The sequence below is a fragment of the Phenylobacterium sp. genome (assembly GCF_036963605.1).
Taxonomy (GTDB): Bacteria; Pseudomonadota; Alphaproteobacteria; order Caulobacterales; family Caulobacteraceae; genus Phenylobacterium.
On sequence record NZ_JBALUY010000004.1, the window covers coordinates 1 to 14862 of the forward strand.

General features: G+C 68.0%; 18 protein-coding genes and 1 pseudogene. 4 read left to right on the top strand and 15 right to left on the bottom strand.

What is annotated here, in order from left to right; genetic code table 11:
* The 9 genes from V7702_RS01540 to glyA all read right to left on the bottom strand — a co-directional run.
* On the bottom strand, positions 1–672 hold a 672-nt coding region (locus V7702_RS01540; RefSeq protein WP_335648384.1), incomplete at its 3' end, for a sodium/proton-translocating pyrophosphatase.
* Positions 673–873: 201 nt separating this feature from the next.
* Positions 874–1308: a hypothetical protein gene (locus tag V7702_RS01545; protein WP_335648385.1), complete on the bottom strand. Its 435-nt coding sequence runs from the start codon at positions 1306–1308 to the stop codon at positions 874–876.
* A 58-nt stretch (positions 1309–1366) separates the two neighbouring features.
* Entirely contained in the window at positions 1367–2335 is a 969-nt protein-coding gene (gene thiL / locus V7702_RS01550) for a thiamine-phosphate kinase (RefSeq protein ID WP_335648386.1), read from the bottom strand.
* Positions 2322–2795: a transcription antitermination factor NusB gene (nusB, locus tag V7702_RS01555; RefSeq protein WP_335648387.1), complete on the bottom strand. Its 474-nt coding sequence runs from the start codon at positions 2793–2795 to the stop codon at positions 2322–2324. The genes thiL and nusB overlap by 14 nt, the downstream gene beginning before the upstream one ends.
* Positions 2792–3253, bottom strand: a complete 462-nt coding sequence (ribH, locus tag V7702_RS01560) for a 6,7-dimethyl-8-ribityllumazine synthase (RefSeq protein WP_335648388.1) — start codon at positions 3251–3253, stop codon at positions 2792–2794. The genes nusB and ribH overlap by 4 nt, the downstream gene beginning before the upstream one ends.
* Before the next feature lie 45 nt (positions 3254–3298).
* Positions 3299–3889: a riboflavin synthase gene (locus V7702_RS01565; RefSeq protein WP_335648389.1), complete on the bottom strand. Its 591-nt coding sequence runs from the start codon at positions 3887–3889 to the stop codon at positions 3299–3301.
* Entirely contained in the window at positions 3890–4543 is a 654-nt protein-coding gene (locus V7702_RS01570; RefSeq protein ID WP_335648390.1) for a RibD family protein, read from the bottom strand.
* 13 nt (positions 4544–4556) lie between these two features.
* The gene (nrdR, locus tag V7702_RS01575; RefSeq protein WP_335648391.1) at positions 4557–5030 is read right to left on the bottom strand and encodes a transcriptional regulator NrdR; all 474 of its coding nucleotides are present in this window, start codon (positions 5028–5030) and stop codon (positions 4557–4559) included.
* A 36-nt stretch (positions 5031–5066) separates the two neighbouring features.
* Positions 5067–6377: a serine hydroxymethyltransferase gene (gene glyA / locus V7702_RS01580; protein WP_442958381.1), complete on the bottom strand. Its 1311-nt coding sequence runs from the start codon at positions 6375–6377 to the stop codon at positions 5067–5069.
* Positions 6378–6533: 156 nt separating this feature from the next.
* Here glyA and V7702_RS01585 point away from each other — a divergent pair, with 156 nt between their 5' ends.
* Entirely contained in the window at positions 6534–6962 is a 429-nt protein-coding gene (locus V7702_RS01585; protein ID WP_335648392.1) for a MucR family transcriptional regulator, read from the top strand.
* A gap of 12 nt (positions 6963–6974) precedes the next feature.
* On the opposite strand, the gene hemA is transcribed toward V7702_RS01585, so the two are convergent.
* The 4 genes and pseudogenes from hemA to V7702_RS01605 all read right to left on the bottom strand — a co-directional run bounded on the left by hemA (position 6975) and on the right by V7702_RS01605 (position 11513).
* Complete coding sequence (gene hemA, locus V7702_RS01590; protein ID WP_335648393.1) at positions 6975–8204, bottom strand: 5-aminolevulinate synthase; 1230 nt, start codon at positions 8202–8204, stop codon at positions 6975–6977.
* Positions 8205–8361: 157 nt separating this feature from the next.
* Positions 8362–9294 (bottom strand): 3-hydroxyisobutyrate dehydrogenase, encoded by a 933-nt coding sequence (mmsB, locus tag V7702_RS01595; RefSeq protein WP_335648439.1) that lies wholly within the window; start codon positions 9292–9294, stop codon positions 8362–8364.
* A 27-nt stretch (positions 9295–9321) separates the two neighbouring features.
* Positions 9322–10380: pseudogene (locus V7702_RS01600) on the bottom strand (enoyl-CoA hydratase/isomerase family protein).
* A complete protein-coding gene (locus V7702_RS01605; protein WP_335648394.1) occupies positions 10377–11513 on the bottom strand; it encodes an acyl-CoA dehydrogenase family protein in 1137 nt (378 codons plus the stop codon). Before V7702_RS01605 ends, V7702_RS01600 begins: the two are co-directional and overlap by 4 nt.
* A gap of 72 nt (positions 11514–11585) precedes the next feature.
* Between V7702_RS01605 and V7702_RS01610 the strand changes: the two genes are divergently transcribed.
* Genes V7702_RS01610 through V7702_RS01620 form a run of 3 tightly spaced genes read left to right on the top strand, consistent with a single transcriptional unit; the run spans position 11586 to position 13476 of the window.
* Complete coding sequence (locus V7702_RS01610; protein WP_335648395.1) at positions 11586–12065, top strand: hypothetical protein; 480 nt, start codon at positions 11586–11588, stop codon at positions 12063–12065.
* Positions 12062–13078 carry a porphobilinogen synthase gene (gene hemB / locus V7702_RS01615; protein ID WP_335648396.1) on the top strand — a complete coding sequence of 339 codons (1017 nt, stop codon included), beginning with the start codon at positions 12062–12064 and terminating at the stop codon, positions 13076–13078. Before V7702_RS01610 ends, hemB begins: the two co-directional genes overlap by 4 nt.
* The gene (locus V7702_RS01620; protein ID WP_335648397.1) at positions 13075–13476 is read left to right on the top strand and encodes an NUDIX hydrolase; all 402 of its coding nucleotides are present in this window, start codon (positions 13075–13077) and stop codon (positions 13474–13476) included. Before hemB ends, V7702_RS01620 begins: the two co-directional genes overlap by 4 nt.
* A gap of 10 nt (positions 13477–13486) precedes the next feature.
* Here V7702_RS01620 and V7702_RS01625 read toward each other — a convergent pair whose 3' ends face one another.
* The gene (locus V7702_RS01625; protein ID WP_335648398.1) at positions 13487–13987 is read right to left on the bottom strand and encodes a GNAT family N-acetyltransferase; all 501 of its coding nucleotides are present in this window, start codon (positions 13985–13987) and stop codon (positions 13487–13489) included.
* A complete protein-coding gene (locus tag V7702_RS01630; protein ID WP_335648399.1) occupies positions 13984–14844 on the bottom strand; it encodes an NAD(P)-dependent oxidoreductase in 861 nt (286 codons plus the stop codon). Before V7702_RS01630 ends, V7702_RS01625 begins: the two co-directional genes overlap by 4 nt.
* Positions 14845–14862 lie beyond the last annotated feature (18 nt).

Sequence of the window (14862 nt, forward strand, 5' to 3'; positions counted from 1 at the left end):
GTCGCCGACATTGTCGCCCACATTGTCGGCGATGGTCGCGGCGTTGCGCGGGTCATCCTCGGGGATGCCGGCCTCCACCTTGCCCACCATGTCGCCGCCCACGTCGGCGCCCTTGGTGAAGATGCCCCCGCCCAGGCGGGCGAAGATCGAGATCAGCGAGGCGCCAAAGCCCAGGGCGACCAGGGAGTCGACCACGGTGCGACTGGTCAGTTCATGATTGAGCGGCCCGGTGAGGACGAAGAAATAGCCCGCAACGCCCACCAGGGCGAAGCCCGCCACCAGCATGCCGGTGACCGCGCCGGATCGGAAGGCGAGCGAAAGGCCCTTCTCCAGGCTCTCGGAAGCGGCCTGGGCGGTGCGCACATTGGCGCGGACCGAGATCAACATGCCGGCGAAGCCTGCGCCGCCTGACAGCACGGCGCCGACCACGAAGCCGATGGCCGGCTCCGGGCCCAGCAGCAGCCAGACCGCGATCAGGATCACGACCCCGACCAGGGCGATGGTGGTGTACTGGCGGCGCAGATAGGCCTGGGCGCCTTCCTGGATCGCCGCAGCGATCTCCTGCATCCGTTCGTTGCCGGGTGAAGCCCGCATCAGGAATGCGGACTGGACGATGCCGTAAAGCACCGCCAGCAAGCCGGCGACAATCACCAGCGTAAGCACGAGACTCATCGTTTAGGCGCCCCTTTGATGGCGCGAACCGGCTCAGGCCCGCCCCCGGATGGAGGCCGCCGCCGGTCGCTACGTTTCCTCTTGGGTGGGCCGGCGTACATGCGCTGGCCCTTGTTCTTCCTAGCCCGGGGACTGTGCCAAGGTTGCCAGGGGGGCGCAACGGTTGTGGTTGACGGGTGGCTCGCCTTCAGGCGCGCGCGATCAGGCGCTGGGAGGCTTGGGCAGCCCCGTGCGCCGCTTGGCCGTCTGGGACATGACTGAGACCGACTGAATGTCCTTGCCGCCCAGACGCACGGCCTCCTTCAGCATCACCGCCTTCAGGCGATCGACGTCGAGGCTCAGATAGTCGTCCTTGCGCGTGAACGGGGTGCGATGACCGGCGCGGACCAGGGCGTCGCGAAAGAAGGGTTCACGCTCGCGAAGCTTCTGGATATTGGCCACCTGAGACAGGTTCAGCCGAACGGCGACGAAGACGTAGTTGACCACCAGGTCGCGCACCACCACCGGCAGGGCCACTGGGGAAATGTCCACGTGCTGGCCCGTCGGGGCCTTCTCGGCGGGCGCGCCACCCGCCGCAAGGCTTGGTCCAGCCAGCAAGGTCAGGGGAAGGGCTGAAATGAAGACGCGGCGCAGCATGGGTCTAGCCTAGGGCCAACAGGGTTGCCGCAGTCTTTACGCTGCCCGGGGTCAGAACTCAGGGATGAGTCCATCCCCTCTGTCCCGTCGTCGCGGGCTTTCCATCGATCAGGACCTCAACCCCCTCCCCGGCCTCGACCACGCCAATCACCGGCAACCCGAGCCCGGCGGCCGCTTCAGGGGGCGCGGTCAGGACGAGTTCGTAGTCATCCCCCGATGTCGCCAGCGTCATCAGGGCCTGTCGGCGATCTGGTTGATCGGCGAGCCAGGTGGCGCCGGCGCGCGACAGGGGCATTCGATCGAGCGCCAGGCGAAGGGCCACGCCGCTGGCCCTGGCGATATGGCCGGCGTCGGCGATCAGGCCATCGGAGATGTCGGCGCAGGCGCTGGCCTGGTTTCGAAGGGATGCGACGAGGTCCAGGCGTGGTCGCGGCAGGCGGTAACGCTCGGCCAGGTAGCCGTCTGGATCGTCGAGCTGACCCATGACGGCCCTGAGACCCAGCCCGCCGTCCCCGATCGGCCCGCCGACCATCACCAGATCCCCCGGCCGCGCGCCGGCGCGACGCACGGCGCGCCCCTGCGGGACCCAGCCCAACAGGGTCAGGCTGGCCACCATCGGCCCGGAGATCGACACGGTGTCGCCGCCCAGCAGGTTCAGTTCGAAAGCTTCGCCGTCCAGGCGCAGGCCATCGGCGAAGAGTTGGCGCGCGGCGAAGTCGGTCCCGGAGGGCCAGGCCACGGCGAGAAAATAGCCATAGGGCTCGGCGCCCATGGCCGCCAGATCGGAGAGATTGGTCCGCAGCAGCTTCCGCGCCACGAGGTCGAGAGCCTCGCCCGCCGGAAAGTGCACGCCTTCCACCAGGGCGTCCTTGGTCACCACTAGGTCGAAGCCCGGGCGTTGCGGGATCACCGCGGCGTCGTCCAGCAGCCCCAGGGCTTCGGGCGCCCCGCGGGTCAGGGGCCGGTAGAGCCGCGCGATCTGCTCGAACTCGTCCGGCTGGGCTGGGCTGTCCTCAGGCCCGGACATCCTGGGCCACGCCATCGAGGGCGCCGTTGACGAAGCCAGGCTCAGGCCCCTCGAAGAAGGACTTGGCGAGCTCGACATACTCGTCGATCACCACCTCTGTGGGGATGTCGGTGCGTTCCACCAGCTCATAGGTCCCGGCGCGCAGGATAGCGCGGGCGGTGGCGTCCAGGCGCTCCAGCCGCCAGCCCTGGGCCAGCCGCTTGACCACGGCCTTGTCCACATCAGCCTGGCGCGTGATCACGCCGCGCAGGAGCTCGGCGAAGAAGGCTTCGTCGGCGCCGCTCAGGGCGAAACCCTCCACGTCGCGATCAAAGCGATGGTCGGAGAACTCGCGGATCACCGCCTCGACGCCGGCGCCCGACACTTCCATCTGATAGAGGGCCTGGACAACCGCCAGGCGCGCGACCGACCGGGACTGACGCGACACCGGACCGGTGGGCACGGGGATGTCCTGGCTCATTGGTCGTGTCCCGACAGCCGCGCCTTCAGGCTGATCATTTCCAGGCAGGCGCGCGCCGCCGCCCCGCCGCGGTCGCCCTGGCTGACCCGGGCGCGTTCCCAGGCCTGGGTCTCTTCATCGACGGTCAGGATACCGTTGCCGATGCACAGTCGCCGGCTGATCGCCAGGTCCATCAGGCCCCGCGCCGATTCGTTGGCCATCACCTCGAAATGGTGGGTCTCACCGCGGATCACGCAGCCCAGGGCCACGTAGCCGTCATAGGCCACGCCCCCGCCGCTGCCCGCGGCGTCAGTGAAGGCGATGGCGGCCGGGATTTCCAGCTCGCCAGGCACGCTCACCACGTCGAACTCGACCTCATGGGCCGACAGGACGTCAGTGGCGCCGGCCAGCAGGGCGTCGGCGATCTGGCCATGGAACCGCGCCTCGACCACGAGGACGCGCAGCTTCTCGTCTTGCATCACAAAATCCAGCGATCGCGGGAGGCGATCCTAAGGGGACAGCCTTTAGGCGGTTTCGCGCCATCGCGCGAGATAGCGCGCCAGCATGTCGATCTCCAGATTGACCTTAGACCCGACCGAAAGCCCGCCCAGCGTCGTCACTTCCCAGGTGTGGGGGATCAGATTGACGCCGAACACGTCGTCCTCGACCTCGTTCACGGTCAGGGAGACGCCCTCGATGGCGATCGAGCCCTTGGGCGCGATGTAGCGATGCAGCGGCCGCGGCACGCGCACCTTCACCCGGTGCGAGCCGCCTTCCGAAACGATGGAGATGATCTCCCCCACCCCATCCACATGGCCCGAGACAATATGGCCGCCCAGTTCGTCGCCGACCCGCGCCGAGCGCTCCAGGTTGACCGGTCGGCCTTCGCTCCATTCGCCCAGGGTGGTGTGATCCAGGGTTTCGCCGGAGACCTCGACGGCGAACCAGCCCTCGCCCTTCTCCACCACGGTCAGGCAGCAGCCGGCATGGGCGATGGAGGCGCCGAGCTCGACGGTCGACAGATCGAAGTCGGTTTCGATCTCGAACCGGCGGTCGCGATTAGTGTCGCGCACGGCGCGCACCTTGCCGACATCTGTGACGATTCCCGTGAACATTCAGATCCTTTCGTAGCGTTCCCAAAGGTCTTCGCCGAGGACGGAGACGTCGATCCGGCGCAGGCGCGGCGCCTGGTCGAGGCTTGCCAGGCCAAGGTCGCCCACGGCCGGACGGCCGTCGCCGCCGATGATCTGCGGCCCCCGGAACCACTCCAGGCGGTCCACGAGGCCGCAGCGTAGAAAGCTGGCGGCCACCTGCCCGCCGCCTTCGACGAAGAGACGCGTCAGGCCGCGCTCCGCCAGGGCGACAACGACGCCGGGCAGATCCGGCCGGCCGTCGCCAGGTCCCGGGGCCTGCACGATCTGAACGCCGGCCTCGACGAGATCATGCGACGGGACGCCGGTGGCCACCACATAGACCGGGATCTCGCCTGCGGATCGGGCGAGCCGCGAGGTGGTCGGCAATCGCTGCCGGCTGTCGAGCACCACCCGCGCCGGCTGGGGGCCTGTATAGCCGGGCAGGCGCACGGTGAGCTCGGGGTCATCGGCCAGGGCCGTCTCCGCGCCGACGAGCACGGCGTCGTGTTCGCCGCGCAGCCGGTGGACCTGCGCGCGGGCCTCAGGTCCGGTAATCCAGCGGCTCTCGCCGCCGGCGGTGGCGATGCGGCCATCCAGCGAGGTGGCGAGCTTCAGGGTAATCAGAGGCGAGGCCATGGGCGGGCGCCCCTCAGCGCTCCTCCTCCGGGATTTCGGAGAGGCCCTCGCGGCCCAGGAAGTCAGCGAAGTCGCGGGTTTCGCGGAAATCCCGATAGACCGAGGCGTAGCGAACATAGGCCACGTCATCGAGGGCTTTCAGAGCCTTCATCACCAGTTCGCCGACCACTTCGGAGCCGATCTCGGTCTCGCCCATGCTCTCAAGCTGGCGAGTGATCCCATTGACCATCCGGTCGACCTGCTCGGGGTCGATGGAGCGCTTGCGGGTGGCGATGTCGATGGAGCGCAGCAGCTTTTCACGGTCGAAGGGCGTGCGCCGTCCTGACCGCTTGATCACGGTCAGTTCGCGCAGTTGCACGCGCTCGAAGGTGGTGAAGCGGCCGCCACAGGCAGGACAGAGCCGCCGGCGACGGATCGCCGCCCCGTCTTCCGACGGGCGGCTGTCCTTCACCTGGCTCTCGGTGTGGCCGCAGAATGGGCATCGCATCAGGTCAGCCCCTCCCCGGCCGTATCCTCTTGAGGCCTAGTTGTAGATCGGGAACCGGCGGGTCAAGGCCAGCACCTCGTCACGGATCTTGGCCTCGACCGCCGAATTGTCACCCCCGGCCGCCAGGCCATCGACCACCTCGGCGATCATCTGGCCGATGCGGCGGAACTCGGCCGGGCCAAAACCCCGCGAGGTGCCGGCCGGCGAGCCCAGGCGCAGACCCGAGGTCTGGGTGAAGGGCAGCGGGTCGAAGGGAATGCCGTTCTTGTTGCAGGTGATGTTCGCCCGCTCCAGCGCCGCCTCGGCGTCGGCCCCGGTGACGTTCTTGGGGGTTAGGTCGACCAGCATCAGGTGGCTGTCGGTGCCGCCGGATACGATCTTCAGACCGCCGGCCGCCAAGGCGTCGGCCATGGCCCGGGCGTTCTCCACCACCTGGCGGGCATAGAGCTTGAATTCCGGCCGCAGGGCCTCGCCGAAGGCGACGGCCTTGGCGGCGATCACATGCATCAGCGGGCCGCCCTGCAGACCGGGGAAGACGGCCGAGTCGATCTTCTTGGCCAGCTTCTTGTCATTGGTCAGGATCATGCCGCCCCGGGGACCGCGCAGGGTCTTGTGGGTGGTGGTGGTCACCACATGGGCGTGCGGCATGGGGTTGGGATAGGCGCCGCCGGCCACCAGGCCGGCATAGTGGGCGATGTCCACCATCAGGATGGCGCCGACGCTGTCGGCGATCTCCCGGAACCGGGCGAAGTCGATCTCGCGGCTATAGGCCGAACCGCCGGCGATGATCACCTTGGGCTTGGCGGCCAGGGCCACCTCGGCGGCCTGATCGTAATCGATCAGCTGGTCCTGCTGGCGAACCGCATAGGACACGGGATTGAACCACTTGCCCGACTGGTTGACGTTCTTGCCGTGGGTCAGGTGGCCGCCCGCCGCCAGATCCATGCCCATGAAGGTGTCGCCCGGGCTCATGGTGGCCATGAAGACCGCCTGATTGGCCTGGCTGCCGGAGTGAGGCTGCACATTGGCGAACTCGGCGCCGAAGAGGCGCTTGGCCCGCTCGATCGCCAGGGTTTCGGCCACGTCGACCTCTTCGCAGCCGCCGTAGTAGCGCTTGCCCGGATAGCCCTCGGCATACTTGTTGGTCAGGACCGAGCCCTGGGCCTCCAACACCGCGCGGGAGACGATGTTCTCCGAGGCGATCAGCTCGATCTGGTCCTGCTGACGTTTCAGCTCGCGGCCGAGAACCTGAGCGATCTCGCGATCACTTTCGGCCAGGCCCTGGGTGAAGAAGGCGTCGGCGGCGGAGGCGGTCTGGGCTTGTGCGGTCAAGGGCGGGGCTCGCATCGGAATCTGCTGGGGCGGAGGCGCCTTTTACTCCCATTCCTGCCCGGGTTCCAACCATCGGCGCAATCTGTTGGAACGAAGTCTAATCGGTCGCGTTCATCGCACGTTGGAGAGCCTCCGAGCGTCGCGCCGGGCCAGTATCCAGAGGGGAAAAGTATGAGTGTTGACAGCGGCCTCACGGAGCGTTCGAGCGATATGCTTCGCCTGGGCGTCGATATCGTATCCGCCTATGTGAGCCGCAATCCTGTCAGCACAGACGCCGTGCCGGACCTGATCCGCGCCGTCCACGACACCCTGGCGAGCCTGGGAGAGCCTGAGCCCCCTGCGCCAGAAGAACGGCCCAAGCCCGCCGTGCCGATCAGCAAGTCCGTCCAGGATGACTACATCGTCTGTCTGGAAGACGGAAAGCGGCTGAAGATGCTCAAGCGCTATCTGCGCTCGCGCTACGACATGAGCCCGGAAGACTACCGTCGCCGCTGGGGCCTGTCGCCGGACTATCCGATGGTGGCGCCGACCTATGCCGCGCGGCGCTCTGACTTCGCCAAGCAGATTGGCCTGGGCCGCGGCGTGCGCCGGCGCAGCTAGCGCCGGGCCGTCTTAGGCGGCGACGCCGCCGACCCGCTGCACGTTGCAGTGGACCCAGAGGGCTTCCAGCGCCTTGGCCAGATGGTCGATCATCTCATCGCTGTGCGCCGGAGACGGCGTGAAACGCAGCCGCTCAGTGCCGCGCGGGACGGTGGGATAGTTGATCGGCTGCACATAGACGCCGTAGTCGCTGAGCAGGATGTCCGAGATCATCTTGCAGTGGACAGGATCGCCCACCAGCACCGGCACGATGTGGCTTTCCGACGGCATGACCGGCAGACCGGCCTGGGTCAGGCGTTCCTTGAGGGCCTGGGCGCGACCCTGATGGGCGACGCGGACCTCATTGTGTTCCTTCAGATAGCGGATCGACGCCACCGCGCCGGCGGCCAGGGCCGGCGGGATCGATGTGGTGAAGATGAAGCCGTCGGCATAGGAACGGATCGCATCGATGATCACCGCATCGGCGGCGATATAGCCGCCCATGACCCCGAACGCCTTGCCCAGCGTGCCTTCGATGATGTCGATCTGATCCATCACCCCGTCGCGCTCGGCCACGCCGGCGCCGCGGGGGCCATACATGCCCACCGCATGGACCTCATCGAGATAGGTCATGGCGCCGTACTTCTTGGCCAGGGCGACCATGGCCGGCATGTCGGCGATATCGCCATCCATGGAATAGACGCTCTCGAAGGCGATCAGCTTGGGCGCGTCGGCCGGCGCAGCGGCCAGCAGCTCTTCCAGGTGCGCCAGGTCGTTGTGGCGGAATACGCGGCGCTGCTCGCGGGCGCCGGCGCGGATGCCGGAGATCATCGAATTGTGGTTCAGCTCATCAGAGAACATGATGAGACCGGGCAGGATCTTATAGAGGGTCGAGAGCGAGGCCTCGTTGGACACATAGCCCGAGGTGAACAGCAGGGCGGCTTCCTTGCCGTGCAGATCGGCGAGCTCGTGCTCCAACTCCACATGATAGTGGGTGGTGCCCGAGATGTTGCGGGTGCCGCCGGAGCCGGCGCCGGCCTCGTCGATGGCCTGCTTCATGGCCTCGATCACGACCGGGTTCTGCCCCTGGCCGAGATAATCGTTGGAACACCAGACCACGATGTCCTGGGCCTCGCCGTCTGGGCGCGTCCAGGTGGCGCGGGGAAAATTCCCGCGGTGGCGCTTCAGGTCGGCGAAGACCCGATAGCGGCCTTCGGCGTGAACCCGCTCGAGGGCGTTGTGGAAGGCGGTCCTGTAATCCATCGACACGAAATCCGGCTGCACGCTCGACGATCTCACGCCGCAACCGGTCCCCTAAAGATTCCGCCCGGCTTTTCGCACCGGGTTCGGAGCATGTCTATAAGGCGCTGTGTCACGCCGGCTTGATCTGCGTCAACGTACGCCCAGTCTTCGCCGACCCTCAGGCCAGCAGGTCCAGTCGCCCGCGAAGCATCTGAATTAGGCCCGAAAAGTCCTTTTCGCCATAGCCGAGACGGTCAAACAGCGCATAAAGCGCCTCGGCCTGCGCCCCCAGGGGGGTTGAGGCCCCGACCGAGGCCGCAGCGCCCTGAGCCAGTTTCAGGTCCTTCAGCATCATGGCGACGGCGAAGCCGCCCTCGTATCCGCGGTTGGACGGAGCGGCCTCCACCGGCCCTGGCCAGGGACAGTAGGCGGTCAGCGACCAGCATTGGCCCGACGAGGCCGAGGCGATCTCGAAGAACCGCTCGGGATCCAGGCCCAGACCCTCGGCGAGGGAGAGGGCTTCGCAGGCCCCGATCATCGAGACGCCGAGCAGCATGTTGTTGCAGATCTTCGCCGCCTGCCCGGCGCCGGCCTCGCCGGCCCGTACGACGGTCTTGGCCATCGGCGCCAGAGCCGTCTCCACCGCAGCGAAGTCGGCTTCGCGACACCCGACCATGAAAGTCAGCGCGCCCGCGGCGGCGGCGGCCACGCCACCGGAGACCGGCGCATCGGCTGCGCGAAAGCCCAGCCCCTGCGCCTGTTCGGCCACGGCGCGGGCGGTGTCGACATCGACGGTGGAGCAGTCGATCACCAGCGCGTTTCTAGCGGCGGCCGGCAGGACCGCCTGCTCATAGACGTCCCGCACGTGGGAGCCGGCCGGGAGCATGGTGATGACCACCTCGGCGCCTGCGACCGCAGCCGCCGCCGTTTCAGTAGCCTGCGCGCCGGCGCTGACGGCGCGCTGCAGGGCCTCGGCGGACAAATCAAAGGCCTGAACCCTGTGACCCGCCGCGGCCAGGACGGCGGCCATGCCGCCGCCCATATTTCCCAGGCCGATAAAGCCGTAGCAGGTCATGCGCCCCTCGCGGGACCGGCGGTTTTCATGGCGGATCTCCCTTGGTGGCGGACGGACGCCGCCTTACTCCAAGGGTAGCGGCCGCCAGGTCTGGGCGGAAGGCAGGGGGGCGAATATCTCGTCGAGCATGGCCTCACTCACGCCTTCCAGGCTGGTCGGATTCCAGCGCGGCGCATTATCCTTGTCGACGATCACTGCGCGCACGCCCTCGATGAAGTCGTAAAGGCCGACCACCCGGGCGCCGATCCGGTACTCCATCTCCATGTTCTCGGCGAAGGTCTCAGCCTGGGCGCCTAGCGCCAACTGACGGAAGGCGACCTTCAGGGTCTGGGGCGACTTGGTCTTCAGGACCTCCAACTGGGTGGCGGCCCAGGCGCCACCGTCGGTTTCCAGGGCGGCGAAGATCGCCTCGACGCTCTCGCCGTCGAACAGGCGGTCCATCTCGTCACGATGCAGACCCAGGGGCGGGCGTCCCGCGTCAGCCTCCAGCAAGGTGAGGTGTGTCTCGACCGCAGCAGGATCGGCGATCACCAGCGCCTTCAGCCGCTCGATATCGGCGGACTCCACATAGTCGGTGGCCAGGCCCAGCAGTTCGCAGTCCGCCGCCTTGAGGCGCGCGCCGGTCAGGGCCAGCCACAGGCCGGACTTCCCCGGTAGCCGCGGCAGGTGCCAGCCGCCACCCACATCGGGGAACAGGCCGATCCCGGTCTCGGGCATGGCGAAGGTGGTCCGCTCGGTGGCCACCCGATAGCGCGACGGCAGGGCGAGGCCCACGCCGCCGCCCATGGTCACCCCGTCCATGATCGCCATCACCGGCTTGGGTTATTCGAAGATCAGGTGGTTCAGCCGGTACTCGGTGAAGAAGAACTCCCGGGCGGCGAAGCCGTCGCGAGCGCCGCTTTCGGCCAGCATGCGGATGTCGCCGCCGGCGCAGAATCCCCGCTCGCCGGCATGATCGATCAGGACGAAATCCACGGCCGGGTCGCCCAACCAGTCCACCAGGGCGTCGATCATCATCCGACACATGTCCGTGGTCAGGGCGTGCAGGGCCTTGGGACGGTTCAGCGTGATCCGCCCGACCGAGCCCTCGATGCGCGTCAGGACTTCGGGCTCGTCGGTCATCGAAACATCTCCCGGGCGATGATCACCCGCATGATTTCATTCGTCCCCTCCAGGATCTGGTGGACGCGCAGGTCGCGGACAATTCGCTCCAGCGGGTAGTCGGCCAGGTAGCCATAGCCGCCATGCAGTTGCAGGGCCTCATTGGCCACATGGAAGCCGGCGTCGGTGGCGAAGCGCTTGGCCATGGCGCAGAGCTTGGTGGCGTCCGGACGCCCGGCGTCCAGGGCCGCAGCGGCGCGCCGGACCATCAGCCGGGCGGCCTCCAGCTCGGTGGCCATGTCCGCCAGCTTGAACTGCAGGGCCTGGAAGTCGCGTAGCGGTCGGCCGAACTGGCGGCGCTCGGCGAGGTAGGCCTGGGCGGTGTCCAGGGCGAGCCCCGCCCCGCCCAGGGAGCAGGAGGCGATGTTCAGCCGCCCGCCATCCAGACCCATCATGGCGAAGCGGAAGCCCTCGCCCTCGCCGCCGATCCGGTTGCTGGCCGGCACGCGCACGCCGTCAAAATTTACCTGGGCGGTGGGTTGGGCGTTCCAGCCCATTTTCCGCTCTCGTGCGCCGAAGGAGAGCCCTGGCGTCCCCGCCTCCACCACGAAGGCCGAGACGCCGCCGGCCCCTGCCCCTCCGGTGCGGGCCATGACCACATAGATGTCGGAGGTCCCGCCGCCGGAGATGAAGGCCTTGGAGCCATTCAACACATAGGCCTCGCCGTCGCGCTTGGCGATCGTAGCCAGGGCTGCTGCGTCCGATCCGGCCCCAGGCTCGGTCAGGCAGTAGGACGCCACCAGCTCCATGGTCGTCAGCCGTGGCAGATAGCGGGCGCGAAGCTCGGGATCGCCGAACCGGTCGATCATCCAGGCGGCCATGTTGTGGATGGTGAGGTAGGCCGTGGTGGCCACATCCCCATAGGCCAGGGCCTCGAAGATCAGCGAGGCGTCCAGGCGCGAGAGCCCAGAGCCGCCAACATCCTCCGACAGGTAGACGCCCGCGAACCCGAGGCCCGCCGCCTTGCGCAGAGTCTCCACGGGAAAATGGCTTTCGCGGTCCCACTGGGCCGAAAAGGGGGCCAGTTCGGCCGCGGCGAAGGCCTGGGCCGCGGCCTGAAGGGCGCGCTGGTCCTCTGAGAGCTCGAAATCCATGGCCTTGGGTCTCCCTGGGCTTGAGGAAGTCGCGCGGGCGGCGCACCCTGTCAACGACAGGGGGAGATCAGAATGACCTTCAACAGCGGCGGCGCCAGCTCCGTCGAGTCGTCCCGCAACCTGGCCCTCCTGAACTACGCCCTGATGTTCGCGGCGGTGTTCTTCGCCGGCGTGCCGGCTCTGGCGGCGGTGATCATCGCCTATACCCAGCGCGATTCGGCCCCAGAGCCGGCGCACAGTCATCTCGGGTTCCAGATCCGCAGCTTCTGGGTGGCCTTCTTCCTCGCCTTGCTGGCCGGAATCTGTGGCCTTGCCGCCGTCATCCACATCCTCGCCTCGCTTTACGGCCTCGCCTACACGGCCGGCTGGGGCGGCGTCGATCAGATGGAGGTGGTGATTGGCCAGGTCGCCATCGATGCGACCCTGCTGTTCCTCATCGTCGGCGCCATCGCCCTGGGGTTTCTGTCGGGCCTCTGGCTGATTGGGGCCTCCATCATCGGCGCCGTCAGGCTTGCGTCGGACAAGACGATGGGTAAGAGCCGGGTCCCATGACCCTGCCTCCCCTCGCCGCCTACCCCGCCCTGCGCCTGCGCCGTCTGCGCCAGGCCGACTGGATCCGCAGCCTTGTCCGCGAGACCGTCCTCACCCCGTCCGACCTGATCTGGTCGATGGTGGTGCATGAGGGCGAGGGTCAGGTTCCCGTGGCCTCCATGCCCGGCGTCGCCCGGCTATCGGTGGCCGAGGCCGCCAAGGCTGCGGTCGAGGCCCGCCAGCTCGGCATCCCGGCCATCGCCATCTTTCCGCACATCGACATGGCCCGAAAAGACGCCGCAGGCTCGCTGGCCGCCGACCCGGACGGCCTGATCTGCCGGGCCGTCAAGGCCATGAAGGACGCCGCCCCCGAAGTCGGCATCATGTGCGACGTGGCGCTCGATCCGTTCACCGACCACGGCCACGACGGCCTGATCGAGAACGGCCGCATCCTCAACGACGCCACCATTGAGCGCCTCGTGGAGCAGGCCATGGTCCAGGCCAGGGCCGGCTGCGACATCCTGGCCCCGTCGGACATGATGGACGGCCGGGTCGGCGCCCTGCGCACGGCGCTCGAGGCCGAGGGCCTGCAGGACGTGATGATCATGTCCTATGCCGCCAAGTACGCCTCGGCCTTCTACGGCCCCTATCGCGACGCCATCGGCTCGGGGAAACTGGGCACAGGCGCTGTGGATAATCCTGGGGACAAGAAGACCTACCAGATGGACCCGGCCAATACCGAGGAGGCCCTGCGCGAGGTCGCCCTGGATATCGCCGAGGGGGCCGACATGGTCATGGTCAAGCCGGGCCTGCCCTATCTCGACATCCTTCGCCGGCTTGTGGAGGCCTATCGCCTTCCGACCTTCGCCTTCCAGGTGTCGGGCGAGTACGCCATGATCAAGGCCGCCGGCGCCAATGGCTGGATCGACGAGGACCGGGCCATCCTGGAAAGCCTCGGCGCCTTCAAGCGCGCCGGCGCGGCCGGAACCATCACCTATTTCGCCCCCCATGCGGCACGGCTGCTGGGCGCGTGAGCGGACCGGCGATCGAGGTCGTAGCTGCGGTTATCCGCGACAACGCCGGCCGCGTGCTCACCGCGCGCAAAGCCGGCGCGTCGCGGTTCATGCTGCCTGGAGGTAAGCGCGAAGCTGGCGAGGATGACCTCACAGCCCTGGCCCGAGAGCTTCGTGAGGAGTTGGGTATTGTCGTGACGGTGTCCGAGTTCCTCGGCCAGTTCGAGGCCCCCGCGGCCAATGAACCCGGCCTGCAGGTGGTGGGGGCCATCTACGCCGCGGAAACAGCCGACGCCCCGGTCGTCGCTGCGGAAATCGCCGAGATGCTCTGGCTGAATCCCGCCCCCCCGTATTCCGCGCCGCTGGCCCCCCTGCTGGAGGTCGAGGTTCTGCCGCGTCTCGGGCCGGGTACGCGTTGAAGGTCGCGCTCTAGCTGCAGTAGTAGGCGCTGGGCTGGTCCCATCCGTCCAACTGGCGGACGTCGATGAACCGCAGGCCGATCTTCTCCAGCACGCGGCGCGAGGCCAGGTTCTCCGGATTGACAATCGCCGCGATCGTCTCAAGTCCCAGGCTGCCATGACCGTAGGCCAGTACGGCGGCGGCCGCCTCCTGGGCGTAGCCTTGGCCCCAGGCCCGCTCGAGGAAGGCGTAGCCGACATCGACATGGGGCAGCACCTCTCGCTTGACGAGACCCGCCAGACCAAGGGGCTCGGCGTCGTCCTTCGGCGTCACGACCCACATGCCGAACCCATGGTCGCGATAGCTGCTGACGATCCGCGTCTCGACATAGGCTCGCGCCTCATCGAGGGTGCGCACGCCGCGATCGCCGATCCCCTGGACGAAGCCCGGCGCATTGAGCAGTTCGAGGACGAAGGCCGCATCGCCGGCCTCCGCCGCCCGCAACCGCAGCCGCGCCGTCTCCAGGATCATTCCGGCCGCTCCAGCCGCGCCACAAGGCTCGATGTATCCCAACGGCCCCCGCCCATGGCCTGGACCTCGGCATAGTAGCTGTCCACCAGGCGGGTCACGTCGAGGCGAGCGCCGTTGTCGGCGGCCTCATCCAGCACCAGGCCCAGGTCCTTGCGCATCCAGTCCGCGGCGAAGCCGAAGTCAAAGCGCCCCTCGGCCATGGTCGGCCAGCGATTGTCCATCTGCCAGGACTGGGCCGCGCCCTTGGAGATGGCCTCCAGCACGTCGCTTGGATCTAGGCCCGCGCGCTTGGCGAAATGCACGCCCTCGGCCAGTCCCTGGACGAGGCCGGCAATGCAGATCTGGTTGACCATCTTGGTCAGTTGGCCAGCGCCCGCCGGCCCCATCAGCTTGACCGCCTTGGCATAGGCGCCGATCACGGGCTCTGCGCGGGCGAAAGCCTCGGGATCGCCGCCGCACATGATGGTCAGCTGGCCAGCTTCGGCCCCCGCCTGTCCGCCGGAGACCGGCGCGTCGACAAAGCTGGCGCCGGCTTCGGCGCAGAGCTGCGCCATCTCGCGGGCCAGCCTGGCCGAGGTGGTGGTGTGGTCGACGATCACCGCGTGGGGCGCCAGGGCCGGAAGAGCCTGCGTCACGACGGCGCTGACGTCGTCATCCTTGCCGACGCAGAGCAGCAGCATCTCGGCGCCCTCCGCGGCTTCGGCCGCCGTGGCGCCGGCCCGTCCCCCATGGACCTCGACCCAGCGGGCCGCCTTTTCCGGACTACGGTTAAAGGCCGCGACCTCGTGGCCGGCCTTGGCCAGATGGCCAGCCATGGGAAATCCCATCACGCCCAGGCCCGCAAACGCCAGTTTCATAAGGTTCGGCCTTTCTCA

Bases quoted from the DNA above. Each gene is read 5' to 3' on its own strand.
- V7702_RS01565 (WP_335648389.1), bottom strand. From the start codon at position 3,889: ATGTTCACGGGAATCGTCACAGATGTCGGCAAGGTGCGCGCCGTGCGC.
- V7702_RS01605 (WP_335648394.1), bottom strand. From the start codon at position 11,513: ATGGATTTCGAGCTCTCAGAGGACCAGCGCGCCCTTCAGGCCGCGGCC.
- V7702_RS01545 (WP_335648385.1), bottom strand. From the start codon at position 1,308: ATGCTGCGCCGCGTCTTCATTTCAGCCCTTCCCCTGACCTTGCTGGCT.
- nusB (WP_335648387.1), bottom strand. From the start codon at position 2,795: ATGAGCCAGGACATCCCCGTGCCCACCGGTCCGGTGTCGCGTCAGTCC.
- V7702_RS01585 (WP_335648392.1), top strand. From the start codon at position 6,534: ATGAGTGTTGACAGCGGCCTCACGGAGCGTTCGAGCGATATGCTTCGC.
- glyA (WP_442958381.1), bottom strand. From the start codon at position 6,377: ATGCGAGCCCCGCCCTTGACCGCACAAGCCCAGACCGCCTCCGCCGCC.
- thiL (WP_335648386.1), bottom strand. From the start codon at position 2,335: ATGTCCGGGCCTGAGGACAGCCCAGCCCAGCCGGACGAGTTCGAGCAG.
- V7702_RS01610 (WP_335648395.1), top strand. From the start codon at position 11,586: ATGACCTTCAACAGCGGCGGCGCCAGCTCCGTCGAGTCGTCCCGCAAC.
- V7702_RS01625 (WP_335648398.1), bottom strand. From the start codon at position 13,987: ATGATCCTGGAGACGGCGCGGCTGCGGTTGCGGGCGGCGGAGGCCGGC.
- hemA (WP_335648393.1), bottom strand. From the start codon at position 8,204: ATGGATTACAGGACCGCCTTCCACAACGCCCTCGAGCGGGTTCACGCC.
- nrdR (WP_335648391.1), bottom strand. From the start codon at position 5,030: ATGCGATGCCCATTCTGCGGCCACACCGAGAGCCAGGTGAAGGACAGC.
- V7702_RS01570 (WP_335648390.1), bottom strand. From the start codon at position 4,543: ATGGCCTCGCCTCTGATTACCCTGAAGCTCGCCACCTCGCTGGATGGC.
- hemB (WP_335648396.1), top strand. From the start codon at position 12,062: ATGACCCTGCCTCCCCTCGCCGCCTACCCCGCCCTGCGCCTGCGCCGT.
- V7702_RS01630 (WP_335648399.1), bottom strand. From the start codon at position 14,844: ATGAAACTGGCGTTTGCGGGCCTGGGCGTGATGGGATTTCCCATGGCT.
- ribH (WP_335648388.1), bottom strand. From the start codon at position 3,253: ATGCAAGACGAGAAGCTGCGCGTCCTCGTGGTCGAGGCGCGGTTCCAT.